This window comes from Pseudomonas sp. NPDC089401 (assembly GCF_044749485.1).
Classification (GTDB): domain Bacteria; phylum Pseudomonadota; class Gammaproteobacteria; order Pseudomonadales; family Pseudomonadaceae; genus Aquipseudomonas.
Genome location: NZ_JBIVIA010000001.1, coordinates 247,376 through 268,368, shown reverse-complemented (window position 1 = coordinate 268,368; position 20,993 = coordinate 247,376). Strand labels below are relative to the sequence as shown.

Sequence of the window (20,993 nt, the reverse complement as noted above, 5' to 3'; positions counted from 1 at the left end):
TTACAGCTCGAAGCCCAGCATCACCGCACAGATCACCAGGAACACGCAGAACATCGCCTTCAACACCTTCTCCGGCAGGGCATGGGCCAGCTTTACGCCCCAGCTGATGCTCAGCAGGCCACCCACCGCCAAGGGAATGCCCACGCTCCAGTCGACACTGTGGTGCACGCCATAGGTCACCAACGTCACCAGGGTGCTCGGCGCGGCCAGGGCCAGCGACAACCCCTGGGCCACCACCTGGGTGGTGCCGAACACGCTGGTCAGGATCGGCGTGGCGACCACCGCCCCGCCCACGCCGAACAGGCCGCCCATGGTCCCGGCAAAGCCGCCCAGCACGCCCAGCCATGGCCAGGCATAGCGCAACTCGGCGCTGGGCGGCGAGACCTTGAGGAACATCCGCGCCACGTTCCACACCGCCAGCGCCACCAGGAAGCCGACAAAGCCCAGGCGCATGGACTGCGCGTCGATCCCCACCGCCCAGATCGATCCCAGCCAGGCGAACAGGAAGCTGCACAGCGACAGCGGCAAGGCATGGCGCAGTTCGATGCGGTTGCGCTGGTGATAGCGCCACAGCGCCAGCAGCACGTTCGGCACCACCATCACCAGCGCGGTGCCCTGGGCCAATTGCTGGTCGAGGCCGAACAACACGCCCAGCGCCGGGATGGCGATCAGGCCGCCGCCGATGCCGAACAACCCACCCAGGGTGCCCAGGCCTGCGCCCAGCACGATATACAACAACCACTCGATCATCAGGGTCTCACCCGCCTGTTTTGAATGCGAGCATGCTAACGATTGCGGGCTGGCGGGGAAACGCACAGCAACGCACAATGGCTGTGCGTTTTTTGCATAACCACAGCCGCACGACCCGCGTCGCGAAGCATTCAGAGATGCCATGAGCCCCGATACCCTGACCGACCAGCTGAGCCTGTTTCTCGACGTGCTGGAAAGCGGCAGCTTCTCCGCTGCCGCCCGTCGCCACCCGCTGACCCCGTCGGCCGTGGCGCGGCGCATCGACAACCTCGAGAGCGCCGTGGGCAGCCGCCTGTTCACCCGCAGCACCCACGCCGTGCGCGCCACCCCGGCCGGCCATGCCTTCGCCGAGCGCGCCCGGCGCATCATCGAAGAGCTGCGCCTGGCCCGCGCCGAGGCAGTGTCGCTGAGCAACGCCCCGGAAGGCCTGATCCGCATCGACGCCCCGGCCGCCTTTGGCCGCCGCCACCTGGCCCCGGCGATCGCCGATTTCCTGGTGGCCTACCCCGGCCTGGACGTGCAACTGCGGCTGATCGACAGTTTCGTCGACCTGCACGGCAGCCACCTCGGCGAAGTCGACCTGGTGCTGCGCGCCGGCCCCCTGGCCGACACGCGCCTGGTGGCCACCCCGCTGGCCTACATGGTGCGCATCGCTTGCGCCAGCCCCGCCTACCTGGCCAGCCGCGGCATGCCCACCTGCCCCAGCGAGCTGCCGGGCCACGATGGCCTGGACTGGGACGGCCTGGCGCCGCCCTTCGCCTGGCGCTTCGAGGTCGACGGCCAGCAACGCCTGTACCGCCCGTCACGCATGCGCATGGCCGCCAACAACGCCGAAACCCTGCTGTTCGGCGCCCTCGCCGGCCTGGGCATCGCCCACCTGCCGACCTGGCTGATCAGCGAGTACCTGCTGCGCGGCGAACTGCTGCCGCTGTTCTGCCACACCGGCCTGCCGCCCGCCGAGACCAGCGGCATTTACGCATTGCGCCTGGCACATGAAACGAACTCTCGCAGCCGTTTGCTGCTCGAATTCCTCAAGAGCCGCTTCAGCCCGATCCCGCCGTGGGACCTGGCCCTGCGCAGCGAGCTGCGCTGGCAGTGAGCGTGCCCATCTTCAGCGTGCTAGATTCCTCACTCGACGATATTCAAGGACCTGCATGAACGCCAACACCCAAGCCTCCTGTGACGAGTTGTTGCTGGAAAACCAGGTCTGCTTCGCCCTGCATTCCACCTCGTTGCTGATGACCAAGGTCTACAAGCCACTGCTGCAGGCCTTGGGCCTGACCTACCCGCAATACCTGGCCATGCTGGTGCTGTGGGAACGCGACGGCCTGACCGTGGGCGAAATCAGCCAGCACCTGCTGACCGACCCCGGCTCGCTCACCCCCCTGCTCAAGCGCCTGGAAAGCGAAGGCCTGTTGCAGCGCAACCGCAGCCGCGAGGACGAGCGCGTGGTCCTGGTGCAACTGACCGACAAGGGCCGCGCCTTGCAGCAGCGGGCCCGCGAGGTGCCGCCGTGCATCCTCAAGGCCAGCGGCCGCAGCCTCGAACGCCTGCAACAACTGCAGGCCGACCTGCTGGAACTGCGCGACAGCCTGCAAAAAAGCCTCTGACGGCTACGCTGTGTGATTGCCGTCTGATTGAGCGGTAAAAATTTATCTTGCGCACAAACTAATTGCGCGCTAATTTAAATTCCGTACCCACACGACGCCACCTGATGACCAGGGGCGCACAGCACACTAGCGAGGCTCAAGATGCAAAAGGTCACTCCGCTGTACATCGCAGAAGCCACCTCCACCGGCGGTCGCGACGGCAAATCCCGCTCCAGCGACGGCAAGCTGGAAGTCAAGCTGAGCACCCCCAAGGAACTCGGCGGCGCTGGCGGTGACGGCACCAACCCCGAGCAGATGTTCGCCGCCGGCTACTCGGCCTGCTTCATCGGCGCACTGAAGTTCGTCGCTGGCCAGGAGAAGAAGGCCCTGCCCGCCGATGCCTCGATCACCGCCAAGGTCGGCATCGGCCAGATCCCAGGCGGTTTCGGCCTGGACATCGACCTGAACATCAACCTGCCGGGCCTGGCCCAGGCCGATGCCGAAGCGCTGGTGGAGAAGGCCCACAAGGTCTGCCCCTACTCCAACGCCACCCGCGGCAACGTGGATGTGCGCCTGCACGTGACGGTCTGAAGCACGCGGTCATTGCAGGAGCGGCCTAGTGTCGCGAAAGGACCGCAAAGCGGTCCCCTGCAATAGTGCGGCGGATGAGAGATCCTGGGGCCGCTTCGCGGCCCTTTCGCGACACGAGGCCGCTCCTACGGGAGCCGCGGACAATTGCTGAGCACATAAAAAAACCCGGCCAAGGCCGGGTTTTTGCGTTTCACAAGAAGGATTACTTCTTGGAGCGGCCTTTGAAGCTGTTGTCGCGAGTGTCGATGTCGATCCACTCGTCGATCTGGATGAAGTCGGCAACCTGGATCTCGGTACCGTTCTTCAGCTTGGCAGGCTTCATGACCTTGCCCGAGGTGTCGCCGCGCGCAGCGTTCTCGGTGTAGACGACCTGACGGCTGATGGTGGTCGGCAGCTCTACCGATACCAGACGGCCTTCGAAGAACACGGCTTCGCAGACGTCTTCCATGCCTTCTTCGATGTACGGCAGAACGGCTTCGATATCCTCGGCGTTCAGCTCGTACATGGTGTAGTCGGTGGTGTCCATGAAGGTGTATTCGTCACCGTTGATGAACGACAGGGTCGCTTCTTTGCGATCCAGGATCACGTCGTCCAGCTTGTCGTCTGCACCGTAGACGGTTTCGGTCTTGTAGCCGGTCAGCAGGTTTTTCAGCTTGGTCTTCATGATCGCGCTGTTGCGACCCGACTTGGTGAACTCGGCTTTCTGAACCAGCCACGGGTCGTTGTCGATCCGCAGTACGGTACCGGGTTTCAGTTCTTTACCAGTTTTCATTACGAAGTATCCGAATCTGGATGGATTTATAAAAATCGAGGCCGCATATCATAGCCAATTTCGGTAAAACTGTACCAGCGCCTTGGCAAGGTCCGGCCGAGCGGCCTGCATCGCCGCCCAATCACTGGCGTGCTGCTGCAGTTCCGCCCAGTGTTTGCGGGCCCCTTGCCAGGCCGCGTGCATGTCGCGGTCCATGTTCCAGGCGCGCCACAAGGCCATCAGTGCCTCGCCGGCAGCGTCCGACAGGCCCTGTCGATAGTGGCCGAGGAAGGCTTCGAGCTTTTCCCAGTGGGCATTTTCGTCCTGGACGTAGATGTGCCACAACATCGGCCGGGCGGCCCACTGGGCGCGCACGAACGAATCCTCGCCGCGCACCGCGTTGAAGTCGCAGGCCCACAGCAGCCGGTCATAATCGTCCTGGCTGACGAACGGCAAGATCTGCACGGTCAACGCGCCACGCAGGTGCACATCACCCGCTTGCAACACCGGCACCCCCAGCCAAGCGCCCAGGTCGCCGAGAATGCGCCCTTGCGGTACCAGCAGGTGCACCGGGCCGGCCTCCTCGGCCAGGGCATCCAGCCAGCGGCCCAGTTGCCCGTTTTCATAGGCGAACAACGACATCAGCAGCGCGCCGGGCTGCACCTGCACGCCCAGGCCCTGGAGAAACGCCGCGCGCGCCTCGGCCGACTGCTCGAAGGCCTGCCGCCGTGGCAGCAGGCTGGCCTCGCGCAACAGCCCGCCGGTGTTGTCGGTGAAGCCCGGGAAGAAGAACACCTTGCGCAGGCCGTTGGCCTGGGGCGACGGCAGGCCATGGCAACCTTCCACCCAGTCCTCGGCGCTGAGGTATTCGAGGTTCAGCCACAGCACCGGCGCCGTGCGCGCGCGCATCGCTTCGACGTAGGCCGCCGGCAACTGGCAGGCAAAGGCACCGATCACCACGTCCGCAGGCACCGCCGGTTGCCAGTCAGCGGGCCACGCGCGCACATCGACACCCTGCTGCCACTGCTGCGCGGCCTGGGCATCGGCGCCCGGGCACAGCGGCACGAAGGCATTGAGGTCATCCACCCACAGGCGCACCGCCAGGTCGTGCTCGGCCACCAGCTGCCGGGCCAGGCGCCAGGTCACGCCGATATCGCCGTAGTTGTCGACGACGGTACAGAAGATGTCCCAGGTGGTTTTCATGCGGCCCTGCCCTCGCCCGGCGGAAAAACGCGAATTCTGCGGATAAATCGGCGCCGACAAAAGCACCTCGCGGAAAAAACCACAACGCCATGCGACAATGGCGCCCTGACCCACCCTGCCAGGAGGCTGCCATGCCACGCCAGCGTGAACTCAAGATCACCCTCAAACCCCTGCAACTGATCATCTGCGTGGCCTTCGGCCTGTGGCTCGGCGCCGTGGCCATCGCCCTGAGCCTGTGGCTGGCCCAGCGTCTGTGGCCCGAGCAGGTACAGCCGGTCGCCCAGGTGCTGGTGCCGGCCGTGGCTGCGCCTGCGCCCAGGCCGCCAGCGACAGCGGCACAACCCCAGGATGCCCAGGCCGAGATGTTCGAGCGCTACAAGGACATCCTGCACCAGCAGCAGGTGCAGCAGGCCGCCGAGGCCGCCCAGGGCAACCCGCGCAACCTGAACAGCCCCAAGTGCCAGTTCTGGCTGGCGCAGAACCGAAACGCGCCGACCGACAAGAGCCAGGCCGCGGTGCTGGAGTTCTGCTACTGACCATGGACAAGGCCACCCTGCTCACGCGCATCGTCGCGGCCCTGGAAACCGACATGGAGGTGCTGCGCCGCGCTGCCCAGACCGCCTACGAGACGGCCACCGCCGAGGAAAACATCGCCGAGAACAAGTACGACACCCTCGGGCTGGAGGCGTCGTACCTGGCGACCGGGCAGGCGCGGCGCACGGCCGAGATTCGCCAGGCCCTGCTGACCTACCAGCAGTTGCTGCTGCGCGACTACGACCCGGCGCGCGGGGTGCAGGTGAGCAACCTGGTGAGGCTGGAAGATGAGCATGGCGGGCACCGGCTGCTGTTTCTCGGGCCAGAGGCGGCAGGGCTGAAGATTGGCGAGGGGGATGGGCTGGTGACCGTGATCACCCCGCGCTCGCCCCTCGGCCAGTTGCTGGTGGGCAAGAAAGTCGACGATGAGGTGAGCCTCGGGGCGCAGGTGTTCTACATCATCGAGGTTGCCTGACAGGGCCCTTTCGCGGGTAAACCCGCTCCCACAGGGATCACCAAAGCCCTGTAGGAGCGGGTTCACCCGCAAAAGGGCCGGCACAGGCGACATACCTCTAGGCCAAGGCATCGAACCGCGCAGCCAACCCCCGCTCGGCAAACTGCTCCACCACGAAATCGATGAACGCCCGGGTCTTGCCCGGCAACAGCTTGTGCTCGGCGTAATACAGGCTGATATGGCCATCATCGACATACCAGTCCGGCAACACCCGCTGCAATTGCCCCGCCTCCAGGTAAGGCACCGCAAACGGCAGGCTCACCAAGGCAATCCCCAACCCTTGCTGGGCCACCGCACAGGCCGCATCCGAATCGCTCATGGTCATCGCCTGGCGCAGCTGCAATGGCTGCTGCTCCTGCCAGCGGCTGGTCAGCGGCCAGGAGCGCACGCGCCCGGTCTGCGGTGAGCGGATCAGGATCCCCTCATGGCGCTGCAACGCCTGTGGGCTATCGATCAGCCCATGGCGTTGCAGGTAGAGCGGAGCCGCCACCAACACCCGGTGGGCCGGGGTCAGCTTGCGCGCCACCACCCCGAGCGGCAATTCAAAGCCACCGCCGATTGCCGCATCGAAGCCTTGGCCGATCAGGTCGACCTGGCGGTTGTCGAAATGCCAGTCCGGGATGATTGCCGGGTAGCGCCGCAAGAACTCGCCGAGCAGCGGCAACACATACAGGCGCCCGAACACCGTGCCCATGCTCACCCGCAGCAGCCCGGCCGGCTGGCCTTCGGCACTGGCCAGGTTGGCCACGGCGTACTGGATGGTGCGAAAGCTTTCGCTCACCTCGCCGAGAAATCGCTGCCCGGCTTCGGTCAGGGTCAGCTTGCGCGTACTACGCTGGAACAGCCTCACCCCAAGGCGCGCTTCCAGCTGGGCGACATGCTTGCCCACCGCCGCCGGGGTGAGATGCAGGCGACGGGCGGCCTCGGCAAAACTGCCCACTTCGGCGCTGCGGATGAAGCACTCGAGGGCGTTGAAGGATTCCATGGCCATGATTAACAACCAAAGGTTTACTCAGCTGATCGTGATTACCATCTTATCAGCAGGTAATCATCGGTCGATACTTCGCTCATCCAAGGCATTCGGCCTTGCTTCCAGCAGGAGATCAGCATGTCCAACACACTTACCCTCGAAGGCAAGGTCGCCTTCGTCCAAGGCGGTTCCCGCGGTATCGGCGCCGCCATCGTGCGCCGCCTGGCCCGTGAAGGTGCGCAGGTTGCCTTCACCTACGTCAGCTCCGCCGGCCCCGCCGAGGCGCTGGCCGAAGAGGTCAAGGCCGCAGGCGGCCAGGCCCTGGCCCTGCGCGCCGACAGCGCCGACGCCGCCGCGCTGCAGTTGGCGGTGGACGATGCCGTGAAGGCCTTCGGCCGCCTCGATATCCTGGTCAACAATGCCGGCGTGCTGGCGGTTGCGCCACTGGCCGAGTTCGACCTGGCGGACTTCGACCGCACCCTCGCAGTCAACGTGCGCAGCGTGTTCGTCGCCAGCCAGGCCGCCGCCCGCTACATGGGCCAGGGTGGGCGCATCATCAATATCGGCAGCACCAATGCCGAGCGCATGCCGTTCGCCGGTGGCGCCCCATATGCCATGAGCAAGTCGGCGCTGGTCGGCCTGACCAAGGGCATGGCCCGTGACCTGGGGCCACAGGGCATCACCGTGAACAACGTGCAGCCCGGGCCGGTGGACACCGACATGAACCCGGCCAGCGGCGAGTTCGCCGAAAGCCTGATTCCGCTGATGGCGATCGGGCGGTATGGGCAGGCGGACGAGATTGCCAGCTTCGTGGCGTATCTGGCCGGGCCTGAAGCGGGTTACATCACCGGGGCCAGTCTGTTGGCCGATGGTGGCTTTGCCGCCTGATTTCAGCTTGTAGCGGCCTCTTCGCGGGTAAACCCGCTCCCACAGGGACTGCATGGATTTCGAATCCTGTGCAGTACTTGTGGGAGCGGGTTTACCCGCGAATGGGCCGGTACAGGCCACTGACTCACTGCCAGACTGCGCTCCATGATATCCAGAAAAGCCCGCGCCGCTGGTGTCGGGCTCTGCGCCCAAACGGCATACAAATGCCGCGCCACCGCCACCCCCCTGAAACCCCTCGGCCAATTGGTGTCATGCCTGATACTTCCCGATACTTGTCTTCATTGAATGCCTCACGAGAGCCCCCCATGAAATCGCCCACCCTGAGCCGCGCCCTGATCCTGCTGATGGCCACCGCCACCGGCCTGGCCGTGGCCAGCAACTATTACGCGCAGCCGTTGCTGCACAGCATCGCCGAGCAGTTCGGCCTGAGCACCGCCAGCGCCGGCAGCATCGTCATCGCCGCCCAGCTCAGCTACGGTGCCGGCCTGTTGCTGCTGGCACCGCTGGGCGACCTGTTCGAGCAGCGCCGACTGATCGTGGTGATGAGCGCCATCGCCACGCTGGGCCTGGTGATCAGCGCCTGCTCGCCCAGCCTGCCCTGGCTGATTCTCGGCACCGCGCTGACCGGGCTGTTCTCGGTGGTGGCGCAGATCCTCGTGCCGATGGCCGCGACCCTGAGCGAACCGCACCAGCGCGGGCGCGCCGTCGGCACGCTGATGAGCGGCCTGCTGCTGGGCATCCTGCTGGCACGCACGGCGGCGGGCTTCATGGCCGAGCTGGGCGGTTGGCGCAGCATCTATGTACTGGCCGCGGTGCTGATGGCGATCACCGCCCTGGCCCTGTACCGCAGCCTGCCGCAGCACCACAGCCATGCCGGGCTGAAGTACCCGGCGCTGATCGGCTCGGTGTTCCGCCTGTTCATCGAGGAGCCGGTGCTGCGCCTGCGCTCGCTGCTCGGCCTGCTGGCATTCAGCCTGTTCGCGCTGTTCTGGACACCGCTGGCGTTCCTGCTGACGCAACCGCCTTACCAGTACTCCGACGCGATCATCGGCCTGTTCGGCCTGGCCGGCGCGGCGGGTGCGCTGTCGGCCAACTGGGCGGGGCGCCTGGCCGACCGCGGCAAGGGCTCGCTGGGCACCACCGTGGGCCTGGTGGCGCTGCTGTTGTCGTGGGTGCCACTGGGCTTTGCGCAAAGCTCGCTGCTGGCCTTGCTGGTGGGCGTGCTGGTGCTCGACCTGGCCGTGCAGCTGGTGCACGTGAGCAACCAGAACGCGGTGATCGCCCTGCGCCCCGAAGCCCGTACCCGGCTCAACGCCGGCTACATCACCTGCTATTTCATCGGCGGTGCGCTGGGCTCGCTGCTCGGCACCCAGCTGTTCCAGCACCACGGCTGGATGGGTATCGTCACTGCGGGGCTGGCGATCGGCACGCTGGCGCTGCTGGTGTGGGCCTGGGCGCAACGCAAGCGCCCGGTTGCACAGGTGGCATGAATCACGCGAGCCCGGCAAAAGGCGGCGGCACATGACCCTCCGTCGCCTCGCCGTTGACTTGCCCGCTGTTGGGGCGCTCAGTAGGCGCTGGTCAATGCCCTATCCCTGAAGGATCATTCAATGACAAGACTCACGGTGCAATCCGGCGACTTCTTGCAAGGTGAAGGCGAGTTTCGCAATGGATCGCTCACACTCAAGACCCCGCGCAGCCCTTCGCCTGGCGAGCGCATCTCGCTTACCCGTATCACCGACTTGCAGCTGGCCAGCCTGGAATCCAGCCGCAGCCTGGGCTCGGCCCTCGGCTGGGGCGTGGCCGGCGCGCTGGTGGCAGGCCCGGTGGGCCTGATCGCCGGGCTCTGGCTCGGCGGCAAGGAAGAGGAAGCCACCTTCCTGGCCACGTTCAAGGACGGGCGCAAACTGCTGGCCATCACCGATGGCAAGACCTGGTCGAAGATCGATGACAGCTGGCGCCAGCATCGGCGACCGCCTGGGGACTGATGCCCTGTGGGGCTGATAAGATAGCGCACCTTTTTTCGCCTGTACCGGCCCTTTCGCGGGTAAACCCGCTCCCACAGGAATCGCACACAACCTGAACGTGTGATCAACCTGTGGGAGCGGGCTTGCCCGCGAAGAGGCCTGCGCGGTCTTCGCCCAAGGACTCCACCCGCATGCCCCTGCTTCGCCCTCACCTGCCCCTGAGCCTGCTCAGCCTGGGCCTGGCCCTGCACAGCCCGCACAGCCTGGCCGAAGACAGCATCACCCTGGCCCCGGTACAGGTCTCCGACACCTACGGCGACGCGGGCTACCAGGCCCGCGAGGCCGCCGTCGGCGGCTTTCAGGCCGCGCCCCTGCTCGACACCCCGGCCTCGGTCAGCGTGTTCAGCCAGGACCTGCTGCAGGACCGCCAGGTGCGCAAGCTCAGCGAGGTGCTGCAAAGCGATGCCTCGGTCGGCGAAAGCTACGCGCCCATCGGCTACTACGAAAACTTCAACGTGCGCGGCTTCGAACTCAACGCCGCCAGCAGCTACCGCATCAATGGCCAGACCATCGCCGGCGAGCAGAACGTGGCGCTGGAGAACAAGCAGCAGGTCGAACTGCTCAAGGGCCTGGCCGGCCTGCAAAGCGGTGTCTCGGCACCCGGCGGGCTGATCAACTACGTCACCAAGCGCGCCGCCGACGTGCGCAGTGTCACGGTATCGAGCAACGAACAGGGCGAACGCTACCTGGCCACCGACCTTGGCGGCTGGTTCGGCAGCGAGCGGCAGTTCGGCCTGCGGCTCAACCTGGCCCACGAGGACATCCGCTCCTACGTCGACCACGCCGACGGCAAGCGCGATTTCGCCTCGCTGGCCTTCGACTGGCAGATCAACCCGGACGCCTCCCTGCAGCTGGACGCCGAGTACCAGCACCGCGAACAGCGCTCGGTGCCGGGCTACCAGTTGCTGGGCGGCAGCGAAGTGCCCCACGGCATCGACCCGGACGAGCGCCTGGCCTACCAGCAGTGGGCCAAGCCCGTGCAGAACGATTCGCTGAACCTCGGCGGGCGCTTCCAGTACCGCTTCAATGAAGCCTGGACCGGCACACTCGGCGCCTCGCGCAGCCAGGTGGTGATCGACGACTACAGCGCGTTCGCCTGGGGCAGCGAAGGCGGCTGGCAGTCGCACTTCAGCCCGCAGGGCGACTACGACATCTACGATTTCCGCAGCCCCGACGACACCCGCCGCACCGACGAAGCCCAAGCCACGCTCGAAGGCCGCTTCGACGCGCTCGGCGTTAGCCACGAACTGACCGTGGGCACCAGTGCCCAGCGCCGCACCCTCGACCAGCGCCCCTACTACAACGCGCTGGTCGGCAGCGGCAACATCTACACGGGCGCGCCCACCGTCGAGCCTTCGGATCAACCGGTGGGTGCGAGCGAACGACGCCTGGACAGCCGCCAGTACGGGCTGTTCGTCAGCGACCGCATCAGTTTCAACGAACAGTGGCAGACCGTGCTGGGCGCCCGCGAAGTACGCCTGGACGAGAAGACCTGGGACGAAGACGGCAACGCCGGGCGACACACCCGCCAGTACCAGTTGCTGCCCAATGCGGCGCTGATCTACAAGCCGCGCCCCGACACCACCTTGTACGCCAGCTATGCCAAGGGCCTGTCAGCCGGCGGCACGGCGCCGTGGTACGCCAGCAATGCAGCAGAGATCCTCGCGCCCACCCTCTCCCACCAACTTGAACTGGGGATCAAGCAGGACTGGCAGCGCATGAGCTTCAGCGCCGCGCTGTTCCAGCTGCGCCAGGCCTACCAGTACGCACGGCCCGAAGGCGACGGCTCCTTCACCTATGTGCAGCAAGGCCAGCAGAAGAACATCGGCCTGGAACTGGGCGCCAGCGGCTGGGTGACCTCGAAGCTGCAGATCCAGGCCAGCGCGGCGGCGATCCGTGCCCGGGTCGAGAACAGCGGCACCGAGGCCTACGAAGGGCACCAGGCGATCAACGTGCCACGCCTGCGGGCGGCGATCCAGGCCGACTACAGCTTGCCGCTGCCAGGCCTGGCGCTGCTCGGCGGGGCGCGCTACAGCGCCAGCAAATATGCCAGCCAGGCGGGCAATGTCGAAGTGGGCGGGTACACCGTGTTCGATATCGGCAGCCGCTACCGCACGCAGGTCGGCGGGTATGACACGGTGTTGCGGCTGACCGTGGACAACGTGTTCGACAAGCGCTACTGGCGCGATGTGGGGGATTACCTGGGGGACAACTATCTGTTCCAGGGGGCGCCGCGCACGGCGCGGTTGTCGGCTTCGGTTGCATTCTGATGATGCAGGGGCTGCTTTGCAGCCCTTTCGCGACACAAGGCCGCTCCTACAGGATGGGGAATTCCCGGGCGCCCCGGAAAGCAAAAAGCCCCCGAACCTTTCAGCTCGGGGGCTTTCGCAGAATGTGGCGGTGAAGAAGGGATTTGAACCCTTGATACGATTTCTCGTATACACACTTTCCAGGCGTGCTCCTTCGACCACTCGGACACTTCACCGTTTCTCTTCAAGGCTTTCACCCTGTCGAGGCGCGCTAATTTAGTGGAAGAGCTTTTCCTTGGCAAGCATTTTTTTCAAATTTTTCATGTATTTATGCCAACCCACCGAAAAACCGGGGCCGCCAGGGCAAAGCCGCCAATCTCGCCTGCGCTTTTACCCACCTTGCCTGCCCTGCCCTCGCCCCGCAAGGCACAGCGCCCGGACGCTGACTGGCCAGTCAGCCTTGGCGCTTTACCTGGCCTGCGCCGCTGGGTAACGTCGTCGCCACGCCACCCAAAGGACTCTGTCATGAGCGAGCTGATTACCTACCATGCCGAAGACGGCATCGCCACCCTGACCCTGAACAACGGCAAGGTCAACGCTATCTCGCCGGATGTCATCGCCGCCTTCAATGCCGCGCTCGATCGCGCCGTGCAGGACCGCGCGGTGGTGATCGTCACCGGCCAGCCGGGCATCCTCTCCGGCGGCTACGACCTCAAGGTGATGACCTCCGGCCCCAAGGAAGCCGTGGCCCTGGTCACTGCCGGTTCCACCCTGGCACGCCGCCTGCTGTCGCACCCGTTCCCGGTGATCGTCGCCTGCCCCGGCCATGCCGTGGCCAAGGGCGCTTTCCTGCTGCTGTCGGCGGACTACCGTATCGGCGTCGAGGGCCCGTACAAGATCGGCCTGAACGAGGTGCAGATCGGCATGACCATGCACCACGCCGGCATCGAACTGGCCCGCGACCGCCTGCGCCGCTCGGCCTTCCACCGTTCGGTGATCAATGCCGAGATGTTCGAGCCCAAGGACGCGCTGGATGCCGGCTTCCTCGACAAGGTGGTGCCGGCCGAGCAACTGCTCGACGTTGCCCATGGGGTTGCCCGGGAATTGAAGAAGCTGAACATGCTGGCGCACAAGAACACCAAGCTGAAGGTGCGCAAGGGCCTGCTCGATGCGCTGGACGAGGCGATCCTGCTCGACCAGGGGCATATGGGTTGACCTTGCCGGCCTCTTCGCGGGTAAACCCGCTCCCACAGGGAATGCACAGGTTTCAGAACCACCGCAGTACTTGTGGGAGCGGGTTCACCCGCGAAAGGGCCAGCACAGGCTGACACCAGCGTTTGCCCCAGCCAGTGCACAGTCGTACACTGCGCCGCGACTGTCTGGTGTGAGTCGTACCATGCTCTACTCCCTTCGCATGCTCCTGCTGGCGCTGCACTTCCTGCTGGTCGGGGCCGTCGGCCTGGTGATCGGCCTGCTGCGCCCCTTCAACCGCGACAACAGCCGCGTGTTCGCCCGCCTCTACAGCCTGCCAGCCACCTGGCTGATGCGCATCAAGGTCAAGGCCGAAGTCGGCCCGCTGTGGGACCAACCGCCCGGTTGCGTGATCGTCGCCAACCACCAATCCAATTTCGACCTGTTCGTGCTCGGCCATGTGGTGCCACAACGCACCGTGGCCATCGGCAAGAAGAGCCTCGGCTGGATCCCGCTGTTCGGCCAGCTGTTCTGGCTCGGCGGCAACGTGCTGGTCGACCGCAACAATGCCTACCAGGCGCGCAAGGCCATGCAGACCACCACGCGTATCCTGCGTGACGACACCTCGATCTGGATCTTCCCGGAAGGCACGCGCAACCCCACGGAGCAACTGCTGGCGTTCAAGAAAGGCGCGTTCCACATGGCCGTCGAAGCCGGCGTGCCGATCGTGCCGGTGTGCGTCAGCCGCTATGCCCGGCGCCTGAGCCTGAACAGCTGGCGGCGGCGCACGGTGATCATCCGCTCGCTGCCACCGATCGCCACCGCCGGGCTCGACAAGCAGGACCTGCCGGCGCTGATCGAGCAATGCCGCACGCAGATGCAGCAGTGCATCGATCAGATGGAAGGTGAATTGGCCGATCGCTAGGAGCAAGGCTCGCGCCTTCCGGTGCAGGTTGCCGTATGCGCCGTGACAGACCAAGCTGTAGTCCGTGTGCAACCGAACAAGTGGATAACCATGGGTCGAGTCGTGGCATCGGCGGTGTACGCCGCTGGCAGAAAGGTCACCAACATCAGCATCGACGAAGGCAGCGAGTGGGCACGCAAGCCCGGGCATTTCGTCTGGATCGGCCTGGAAGAGCCCAACGCCGAGGAACTGGCCAACCTGCAGTGCCAGTTCAACCTGCACGAGCTGGCGATCGAGGATGCGCTGGAGAAGCACAGCCGGCCAAAGCTGGAAACCTTCGGCGACGCGCTGTTCATCGTCACCTACTCGCCAGTGCGCCACGAGGGCAAGCTGGAGTTCATCGAAACCCACATCTTTGCCGGCAATGGCTACATCATCACCTGCCGCAACGGCCACTCCAAGTCCTATGCCCTGGTACGCCAACGCTGCGAAGCCCGCCCGCTGCTGCTCGAACATGGCGAGGACTTCGTGCTGTATGCGCTGCTCGACTTCGTCACCGAAAATTACCAGCCGGTCAGCGAATCGATCCACGGCGAGATCGAGGAACTGGAGCAGAGCGTGCTGAGCACCACCCTCAAGGAAGAGGACATCCAGCGCCTGCACAGCCTGCGCCGCGACATCCTGCGCCTGCGCCGCTACGTGGCGCCGATGGTGGAGGTCAGCGAGGAACTGCAGCGTCTGAGCTTCCCGTTCATCGACAAGAACATGCGGCCGTACTTCCGCGACGTGCAGATCCACGTGACGCGGCAGATGGAAGACCTGGCCGGGATTCGCGATATCGCCAGCCAGACCATCGAGATCGGCATGCTGCTGGAGTCGTCACGGCAAAGCATCGTGCAGCGCAAGTTCGCGGCGTGGGCGGCGATCCTCGCGTTCCCCACGGCGATTGCCGGGGTTTACGGGATGAACTTCCAGAACATGCCGGAGTTGAGTTGGCACTACGGCTATTTCACCGTGCTGGGGGTGATCGGGCTGGGGTGTGCGGGGTTGTACGCCAGCTTCAAGAAATCGGGCTGGCTTTAGAATGCCGAGGGCGCTTTGCGCCCCTTTCGCGACACAAGGCCGCCCCTACAGGAGATCGCGTACCCCTGTAGGAGCGGCCTTGTGTCGCGAAAGGGCTGCGAAGCAGCCCCGGCAATGGATCAGGCAGCGCTGTCGCTGGCCTTGGAAGGCTGCTGGATAAAGCGCAGCATCCACTCCCCGACCAGGTCCCCCTGGTGCTCGCTGGCCAGGCTGGCGATGGCCTTGTGGTACACCTCGTCGCCCAGGTACTCCTGACGCGCGTCCAGCAGCGCCCGCGAGTAGTCGTGGACGAACTCCGGGTGGCCCTGGAAGCACAGTACCTGGTCGCGGATGTGATACGCCGCATTCGGGCAGAAATCGCTGGAAGCGATCACCGTGGCGCCTTCCGGCAGCGCGGTGACCTGGTCCTGGTGGCTGATCAGCAGGGTCAGCTCGGACACTTCCGGGTCCATCCACGGCGCATGGGCCGCCAGCGAATAGCGGTGCACGCCCACACCCCAGCCCTGGTCGGCGCGCTCGGCCTTGCCACCCAGGGTCAACGCCAGCAACTGGTGACCGAAGCACACGCCCAGCAGCTTCTCGCCACGCTTGTAAAGCTTGAGCAGGTACGCCTTGAGCTTCTGGATCCACGGGTCGCTGCCGAACGAGTCGGCCTTGCTGCCGGTCACCAGGTAGGCATCGTAACGCTCGCCATCGGGCGGATAGTCGCCGTTCATGACGTTGTACACGCGAAACTCGGCGGCGATCGGCTGACGCGAAAAGAGCTGCTCGAACATCCTTCCGTAGCCCTGGTACTGCGCGGTCAACTCCGGTCGCAGGACATCGGTTTCAAGGATGCAGATGCGTAACGACATAGGGATAGTCCTGAACGACATGGGTGGGAATCTGCTGTAGAGACTGACGCGAAAGCCACGTACAAGCAAGTAGGTCGCACTGACGAACGGTCACATTTCGTCGGTGCGACACGGGTGAATACGCCGCCGTCTAACCAGCGCATGCCAGTGGGATGGCTCAAGGCCTCATAGCCGATAGCAATCAGACGAGAGGCATTTAGAACAAAGGGTTCTCAGCGGTGGATAACGCTCCTGCCGTTGTTGGTTTATATCCACATACATGAGGCAAGCAGCACGGGCACCTTCGCCCGCCGCTGCGATCGACCCGCGACGCGACAGGGAAGCCAACGGGTATTCAGGAATAACAACAAGAAGGCGGTCCGCCATGTTCAGACAATCGAAAGTTCGCCAAGCTGGGCTCATTCTGTTCGCCACCACGTTGCTGTTGATTCTGCCGAACCTGACGCGATTGTTCGGCTGATTGGTGGTCTTTTCCGATAGTGCGCAGGTAATCTGCCGACCTTGATGGTCGGAGATTACCCATGCGCTACTGCCTCGCCCTGGTGATTGTTCTTTTCAGCCTGCCCTTGTCCGCGGCGCAATTGCAGCTGGAGCTGGGGGGCACGCTGCGGCCAGTGGACAGCAGCGAACTGCTGAAGCACCCGCAAGCCCGCGAGATCAGTATCCCGCAGGACGTCTCTTATAAACGCCCGATGCGTTATCGCGCGGTACCTGTGGCTGCGCTGCTCGAAGGTGTGAAGGCTGACGACCATCTGCAAGCCGTGGCGCTGGATGGTTTTGCTGCCGAGATGCCAGCAGGGCCACTGTTGCAGGCGGGCCCCGCCCGCGCCTGGCTGGCGATTGAAGACCCGGCCAAACCGTGGCCTGCGCTGGCGCAGGGCAAACCCAGCGCCGGCCCGTTCTATCTGGTGTGGACCGACCCACAGGCGAGCGGCATCCGCCCCGAGCAGTGGCCGTTCCAGATCGCCACCATCCGCCGCCTGGCGCCGGTCGAACAGCGCTTCCCGGCGTTGCTCCCCGACCCCAGGCTGGCGGCCAATGACCCGGTGCGTCAGGGCTTTGCGCTGTTCCAGCAGAATTGCCTGGCGTGCCATCGGCTCAATGGTGCGGGGGATGCGCAGTTCGGGCCGGACCTCAATGTGCCGCACAACCCCACCGAGTATTTCCGGCCTGAGTACCTGCGGATGTACATTCGCGACCCGCAGAGCCTGCGGCACTGGCCGCAGGCGCGGATGCCGGGGTTCGGCAAAGACGTGCTGAGCGAGCAGGATCTGGATGCTTTGCTGGCTTACCTGAAGCATATGGCCGGGCGCAGGCCTTGAGATCGTGCAAGCTGCTTCGCGGGTAAACCCGCTCCCACAGGGGCATCGCAAGGTCTGAGGGCGGTGATATCCCTGTGGGAAATCCTGAAGCCAGCTCCCACAGAGGTATCACAGAGCCTCAAGGCGGTGATATCCCTGTGGGAGCGGGTTTACCCGCGAAGAAGGCGACGCATTCCTTTCAGGCGATCGGCCGCTCGTGCTTGACGCCCCACCCTTCAACTTCGCCACCATAGGGCGAGACCACCTGCTCGAAGGCCTCCTCGAAGTCACCAATGCCGCCATAGGTGGCATACATGACCTTGCTCAGCTCCAGGTGCCAGGCGCCATCGTCCATCTCTCGGACCTGGGCATTCAACGACTCACCACGAAACTGCCCGGCGGCACGCCGTGCGCCCGCTTCATCGGGGAACACGGCGTAGAACTCGATGGGGTGGATACGGGTGAAGTCGAAACCGCCAGCTTTCATCTGGCGCAGGACATTACTGCTGATATCGTCGTTCAGGCTGCTCATGAATCGTCCTCCCAAATAAAGCGATGGATAGACTTTCCGTGCACTACGCACCCGCCGGCAGGGCCGGCAGTTCGAGCTGATGCAAGACGCGAATTGAAACGGCGCAGGCCCGCAGAAAAGGCCGGCGCGTCCCTGTAGCGTAGTGCCTGCAACAGCACTACGCCAATAGCTGGGCCAATGCCCGGGTCAGGAGGCTTCGTGGATGCTGGTGATCACCACGCCATTCTGCTCCTTGAGCCAACGGGCGGTGGGGGATGGAGCGCGGTCCTGGAAGTCGTTGAGGTCCAGCTCGTCCATGACCGGGAACAGATGCGAACGTATGGCGCGGGCCGCCTCTTCCTCGCTGGGGCACTGCTCGCCATGCAGCCGCAATGTGGTTGGCTCGCCTTTCTGGTCAGCAAAGATGACTTCCCACTCTTTCATTGAATAGCCCTCTCAATCAAAGAACACCTTGGTAAGTGACGCCTGTAGATGCAGACCTTGGCCCCGGGCATTCGTTCAGGCAGCAAAAAGGGCCGCAATGCGGCCCTGTCTGCTGACTTGGCGAGGCTTACTTCTTCGGCACGCCGTGGACTACACCGGCGGTGTTGTCCAGCAGGCTCTTGGTGGCGGTCTGGATGAAGGCTTCGAGCTGCTGCAGCATCTGCGGCTGCTCCGGGCTGTCGATCAGCTCGGCCTTGAACTCGCTGCCCAGCTGGTACCGGTACATGCGCGGGCTCATGTCCTTGGACTCGATGAGCAGGTGGTCACCCTTGACCAGGCCAACGATCTGCTCGCTGCCCGATGGCTTGATCATGCCCACGCCCTGGTCGCCTTCAGGCAGGTTGAGCAGGTCGCGACCCCAGCACTGGTGGCGGGTATCGCCACCCAGGCGGCCCATGATGGTCGGCACGATGTCGACCTGGGTGCCCACGGTGTGGTTGACCGCGCCGAACTTCTCCTGGATGCCCGGGGCGATCAGCAGCAGCGGCACGTTGAAACGGCCCAGGTCCAGCTCGGTGACCTGCTGGTGGTTGCCGAAGCCATGGTCGCCGACGATGACGAACAGGGTGTCCTTGAAGTAAGGCTCCTTGCGCGCCTTCTCGAAGAACTGGCCCAGCGCCCAGTCGGAGTAGCGCATGGCGGTCAGGTGCTCGTCGAGGCGGCCTTGCCCGGTGACCTTCTCGACCGGCAGGTTGGCCGGCAACGCATACGGGGTGTGGTTGGACAGGGTCTGCAGCAATGCGTAGATCGGCTTCTTCTGGTCGTGCTTGGCCAGCTCCTCGTTGCCGCGGTCGAACATGTCCTGGTCGGACACGCCCCAGGTCGGGTCGGAGAACACCGGGTTGACGAAGTCGTTGCGGCCGATGAAGGTGGTCATGCCCTGGTTGCCGAAGAACCCGGACTGGTTGTCCCAGGCGAAGTCGCCGTTGTAGACGTAGACGTCGTCGTAGTCACGGGCACTGAGCAGCGCCGGCAGGCCGGACAACTTGTGGCCGCCTTCCGGGGTCTGCATCAGGTATTCGAAGCCCGGCAGGTTGGGGAAGCAGGCCATGGTGGCGAACATGCCCTGGTGGGTATGGGTGCCGTTGGAGAAGAAGCGGTCGAACAGCACGCCTTCCTTGGCCAGCTTGTCGAAGTACGGGGTAATGTTGTTCGGGCTGCCCAGGGCACCCACCGAGTGGCCGGCGAAGCTCTCCATGAGGATCACCACGACGTTCTTGATCGGCAGGGTACGCTCGGCCGGCGGCACGAAGTCGCGGCGCACGGCAGCTTCGTCGGCGTCGACCAGGGTGTCGTTGGCGGTCAGCAGCTGCTTGCGCACGGTCTCGGTGGCCAGGTCCTGCTTGAGCACCGGCTTCCAGATGTTGGCGCGGTCTTCGCCGAAACGGCTCTTGGCGGCGTCGATCAGGGTCAGGGTGCCGTTCAGGCCCAACTGGTTGACGAAGTTGGAATCGGTGGTGAAGGCATCACCCCAGCGCATCGGTGGGCCCTGGCGCAGGGTGCCACGGGCGGCGACCACGGCCACCAGCAGGATCACCATGAACACCGCCAGGCGGTTGTACCACGGCGCCACGCGCTGGCCGGAACTGCGGGTCACGCGGTCGATGCCCTTGAACAGCAGGCTCAGCAGCCAGGTGCCGAACAGCCAGGCCAGCAGGTAGCGGACCACCGGGAAGCCGTACCAGAGCATGCTCAGCACGGTCTTGGGGTCTTCCTTGATGTACTGGAACACCAGGCCGTTGAGGCGCTGGTGGAATTCACGGTAGAAGTCCATCTCCATCAGGCCGAGGAACATCACCACGCTCGAGGTGACCGTCAGCCAGAAGCGCCACAGGCCGCGCCGGGCCATCAGCCAGGGGCTCAAGGTGGCCAGCATCAACGGGATGCTCAGGTACACCACCACGCGCAGGTCGAAGCGCAGGCCGTTGAGGAAGCCTTCGGCGACGGTCGAGTAGGGGGTGTCGCCGATCATGTCGCTGTTGTAGACCAGCAGTGCCAGGCGTACCAGGCTGAGCATCAGCATGATCACCAGGGCGCTGAGCAGCATGAAGGCCAGGTGTGATTTCAAGGTCGGCGTGAAAGCTCGCGCGCCCTGTTGCTTCAAGGCATCCGTGTTAGCCATGAATGGGGAAGTCCTAGGATGGCGGGTTTGCGGAGATGGCGCTGGTGCGGGACCAGCGCAGCATTGTGCGGGTGGGGATTCTGTTTAAACCAATGTGAAAATTTTGTCACGGAGCTGTTGCTGATTTTGTCTTGAATGCCACTGCTAGAGGCGCACATTGCCCCGCGGCCCGGCAATCGCCCAGATGATCAGGCCGATCACCGGCAACAGCGCGATCAGCAGGATCCACAGCACCTTGATGCCGACTTCGCTGCTGCTCTTGATCACGTTGAGGATCGCCCAGATGTCCAGGGCGAGAATGATCAGGCCGACCAGGCCGTTGAACGTGGAACCCATTGCGGCGTTCTCCATGAAGGGTGCGTGCTGCACAGCATAGTCAGCTATCGCGCCCATAGAAGGGAATCCTTGGCAGGCCGCACCGGTCACTGGATAGACTGCAGACATTCATGGATCCGAG

General features: G+C 64.6%; 22 protein-coding genes, 1 tRNA gene and 1 pseudogene. 13 read left to right on the top strand and 11 right to left on the bottom strand.

Annotation, left to right across the window (positions count from 1 at the left end):
• On the bottom strand, window positions 1-750 hold the full coding sequence (locus tag ACIP21_RS01250) for a sulfite exporter TauE/SafE family protein (RefSeq protein WP_400683052.1): 750 nt from the start codon (window positions 748-750) through the stop codon (window positions 1-3).
• Window positions 751-892: 142 nt separating this feature from the next.
• Between ACIP21_RS01250 and ACIP21_RS01245 the strand changes: the two genes are divergently transcribed.
• From ACIP21_RS01245 to ACIP21_RS01235, 3 genes are all read left to right on the top strand, one after another.
• Entirely contained in the window at window positions 893-1,849 is a 957-nt protein-coding gene (locus ACIP21_RS01245; protein ID WP_400683050.1) for a LysR family transcriptional regulator, read from the top strand.
• Between the two features lie 55 nt (window positions 1,850-1,904).
• Window positions 1,905-2,360: a MarR family winged helix-turn-helix transcriptional regulator gene (locus ACIP21_RS01240; RefSeq protein ID WP_400683048.1), complete on the top strand. Its 456-nt coding sequence runs from the start codon at window positions 1,905-1,907 to the stop codon at window positions 2,358-2,360.
• A 141-nt stretch (window positions 2,361-2,501) separates the two neighbouring features.
• Window positions 2,502-2,930, top strand: a complete 429-nt coding sequence (locus ACIP21_RS01235; RefSeq protein ID WP_152958037.1) for an organic hydroperoxide resistance protein — start codon at window positions 2,502-2,504, stop codon at window positions 2,928-2,930.
• 202 nt (window positions 2,931-3,132) lie between these two features.
• On the opposite strand, the gene efp is transcribed toward ACIP21_RS01235, so the two are convergent.
• Together efp and earP are read right to left on the bottom strand one after the other, a co-directional pair.
• Window positions 3,133-3,702: an elongation factor P gene (efp, locus tag ACIP21_RS01230; RefSeq protein WP_400683045.1), complete on the bottom strand. Its 570-nt coding sequence runs from the start codon at window positions 3,700-3,702 to the stop codon at window positions 3,133-3,135.
• A gap of 48 nt (window positions 3,703-3,750) precedes the next feature.
• Entirely contained in the window at window positions 3,751-4,884 is a 1,134-nt protein-coding gene (gene earP, locus ACIP21_RS01225) for an elongation factor P maturation arginine rhamnosyltransferase EarP (protein ID WP_400683043.1), read from the bottom strand.
• A gap of 131 nt (window positions 4,885-5,015) precedes the next feature.
• Between earP and ACIP21_RS01220 the strand changes: the two genes are divergently transcribed.
• Entirely contained in the window at window positions 5,016-5,420 is a 405-nt protein-coding gene (locus ACIP21_RS01220) for a hypothetical protein (RefSeq protein ID WP_400683040.1), read from the top strand.
• 2 nt (window positions 5,421-5,422) lie between these two features.
• Window positions 5,423-5,893, top strand: a complete 471-nt coding sequence (locus tag ACIP21_RS01215) for a transcription elongation factor GreAB (RefSeq protein ID WP_400683038.1) — start codon at window positions 5,423-5,425, stop codon at window positions 5,891-5,893.
• Window positions 5,894-5,990: 97 nt separating this feature from the next.
• On the opposite strand, the gene ACIP21_RS01210 is transcribed toward ACIP21_RS01215, so the two are convergent.
• Window positions 5,991-6,923 (bottom strand): LysR substrate-binding domain-containing protein, encoded by a 933-nt coding sequence (locus ACIP21_RS01210; protein WP_400683035.1) that lies wholly within the window; start codon window positions 6,921-6,923, stop codon window positions 5,991-5,993.
• Window positions 6,924-7,040: 117 nt separating this feature from the next.
• Here ACIP21_RS01210 and ACIP21_RS01205 point away from each other — a divergent pair, with 117 nt between their 5' ends.
• Window positions 7,041-7,790 (top strand): 3-oxoacyl-ACP reductase family protein, encoded by a 750-nt coding sequence (locus tag ACIP21_RS01205; protein WP_400683033.1) that lies wholly within the window; start codon window positions 7,041-7,043, stop codon window positions 7,788-7,790.
• A 119-nt stretch (window positions 7,791-7,909) separates the two neighbouring features.
• Here the strand turns inward: ACIP21_RS01205 and ACIP21_RS01200 are convergent.
• Window positions 7,910-8,026: pseudogene (locus ACIP21_RS01200) on the bottom strand (LysR family transcriptional regulator); the annotation flags it as partial.
• Window positions 8,027-8,095: 69 nt separating this feature from the next.
• On the opposite strand from ACIP21_RS01200, the gene ACIP21_RS01195 reads away from it, so the two are divergent.
• The 3 genes from ACIP21_RS01195 to ACIP21_RS01185 all read left to right on the top strand — a co-directional run bounded on the left by ACIP21_RS01195 (window position 8,096) and on the right by ACIP21_RS01185 (window position 12,087).
• Entirely contained in the window at window positions 8,096-9,280 is a 1,185-nt protein-coding gene (locus tag ACIP21_RS01195; protein WP_400683031.1) for an MFS transporter, read from the top strand.
• 120 nt (window positions 9,281-9,400) lie between these two features.
• Window positions 9,401-9,778 carry a hypothetical protein gene (locus tag ACIP21_RS01190; RefSeq protein WP_400683029.1) on the top strand — a complete coding sequence of 126 codons (378 nt, stop codon included), beginning with the start codon at window positions 9,401-9,403 and terminating at the stop codon, window positions 9,776-9,778.
• A 170-nt stretch (window positions 9,779-9,948) separates the two neighbouring features.
• Entirely contained in the window at window positions 9,949-12,087 is a 2,139-nt protein-coding gene (locus ACIP21_RS01185) for a TonB-dependent siderophore receptor (protein WP_400683027.1), read from the top strand.
• 125 nt (window positions 12,088-12,212) lie between these two features.
• On the opposite strand, the gene ACIP21_RS01180 is transcribed toward ACIP21_RS01185, so the two are convergent.
• A tRNA-Ser gene (locus ACIP21_RS01180) sits at window positions 12,213-12,302 on the bottom strand.
• A 289-nt stretch (window positions 12,303-12,591) separates the two neighbouring features.
• Between ACIP21_RS01180 and ACIP21_RS01175 the strand changes: the two genes are divergently transcribed.
• The 3 genes from ACIP21_RS01175 to ACIP21_RS01165 all read left to right on the top strand — a co-directional run bounded on the left by ACIP21_RS01175 (window position 12,592) and on the right by ACIP21_RS01165 (window position 15,244).
• Window positions 12,592-13,281 (top strand): crotonase/enoyl-CoA hydratase family protein, encoded by a 690-nt coding sequence (locus ACIP21_RS01175; protein ID WP_400683025.1) that lies wholly within the window; start codon window positions 12,592-12,594, stop codon window positions 13,279-13,281.
• 181 nt (window positions 13,282-13,462) lie between these two features.
• Window positions 13,463-14,182 carry a lysophospholipid acyltransferase family protein gene (locus ACIP21_RS01170; protein ID WP_400683023.1) on the top strand — a complete coding sequence of 240 codons (720 nt, stop codon included), beginning with the start codon at window positions 13,463-13,465 and terminating at the stop codon, window positions 14,180-14,182.
• 90 nt (window positions 14,183-14,272) lie between these two features.
• Window positions 14,273-15,244, top strand: a complete 972-nt coding sequence (locus ACIP21_RS01165) for a magnesium and cobalt transport protein CorA (protein ID WP_400683020.1) — start codon at window positions 14,273-14,275, stop codon at window positions 15,242-15,244.
• Between the two features lie 119 nt (window positions 15,245-15,363).
• Here ACIP21_RS01165 and ACIP21_RS01160 read toward each other — a convergent pair whose 3' ends face one another.
• Window positions 15,364-16,098 carry an amidotransferase gene (locus tag ACIP21_RS01160; RefSeq protein WP_400683018.1) on the bottom strand — a complete coding sequence of 245 codons (735 nt, stop codon included), beginning with the start codon at window positions 16,096-16,098 and terminating at the stop codon, window positions 15,364-15,366.
• Window positions 16,099-16,619: 521 nt separating this feature from the next.
• Between ACIP21_RS01160 and ACIP21_RS01155 the strand changes: the two genes are divergently transcribed.
• Entirely contained in the window at window positions 16,620-17,420 is an 801-nt protein-coding gene (locus tag ACIP21_RS01155) for a c-type cytochrome (RefSeq protein WP_400683016.1), read from the top strand.
• 178 nt (window positions 17,421-17,598) lie between these two features.
• On the opposite strand, the gene ACIP21_RS01150 is transcribed toward ACIP21_RS01155, so the two are convergent.
• The 4 genes from ACIP21_RS01150 to ACIP21_RS01135 all read right to left on the bottom strand — a co-directional run bounded on the left by ACIP21_RS01150 (window position 17,599) and on the right by ACIP21_RS01135 (window position 20,872).
• Window positions 17,599-17,931, bottom strand: coding sequence for a ribonuclease E inhibitor RraB (locus ACIP21_RS01150; RefSeq protein WP_400683014.1), 333 nt, complete (start codon window positions 17,929-17,931; stop codon window positions 17,599-17,601).
• A 186-nt stretch (window positions 17,932-18,117) separates the two neighbouring features.
• The gene (locus ACIP21_RS01145) at window positions 18,118-18,354 is read right to left on the bottom strand and encodes a hypothetical protein (protein WP_400683012.1); all 237 of its coding nucleotides are present in this window, start codon (window positions 18,352-18,354) and stop codon (window positions 18,118-18,120) included.
• A 127-nt stretch (window positions 18,355-18,481) separates the two neighbouring features.
• Window positions 18,482-20,536, bottom strand: a complete 2,055-nt coding sequence (locus tag ACIP21_RS01140) for an LTA synthase family protein (protein WP_400683009.1) — start codon at window positions 20,534-20,536, stop codon at window positions 18,482-18,484.
• A 144-nt stretch (window positions 20,537-20,680) separates the two neighbouring features.
• Window positions 20,681-20,872 carry a PLDc N-terminal domain-containing protein gene (locus ACIP21_RS01135; RefSeq protein WP_400683007.1) on the bottom strand — a complete coding sequence of 64 codons (192 nt, stop codon included), beginning with the start codon at window positions 20,870-20,872 and terminating at the stop codon, window positions 20,681-20,683.
• Window positions 20,873-20,993 lie beyond the last annotated feature (121 nt).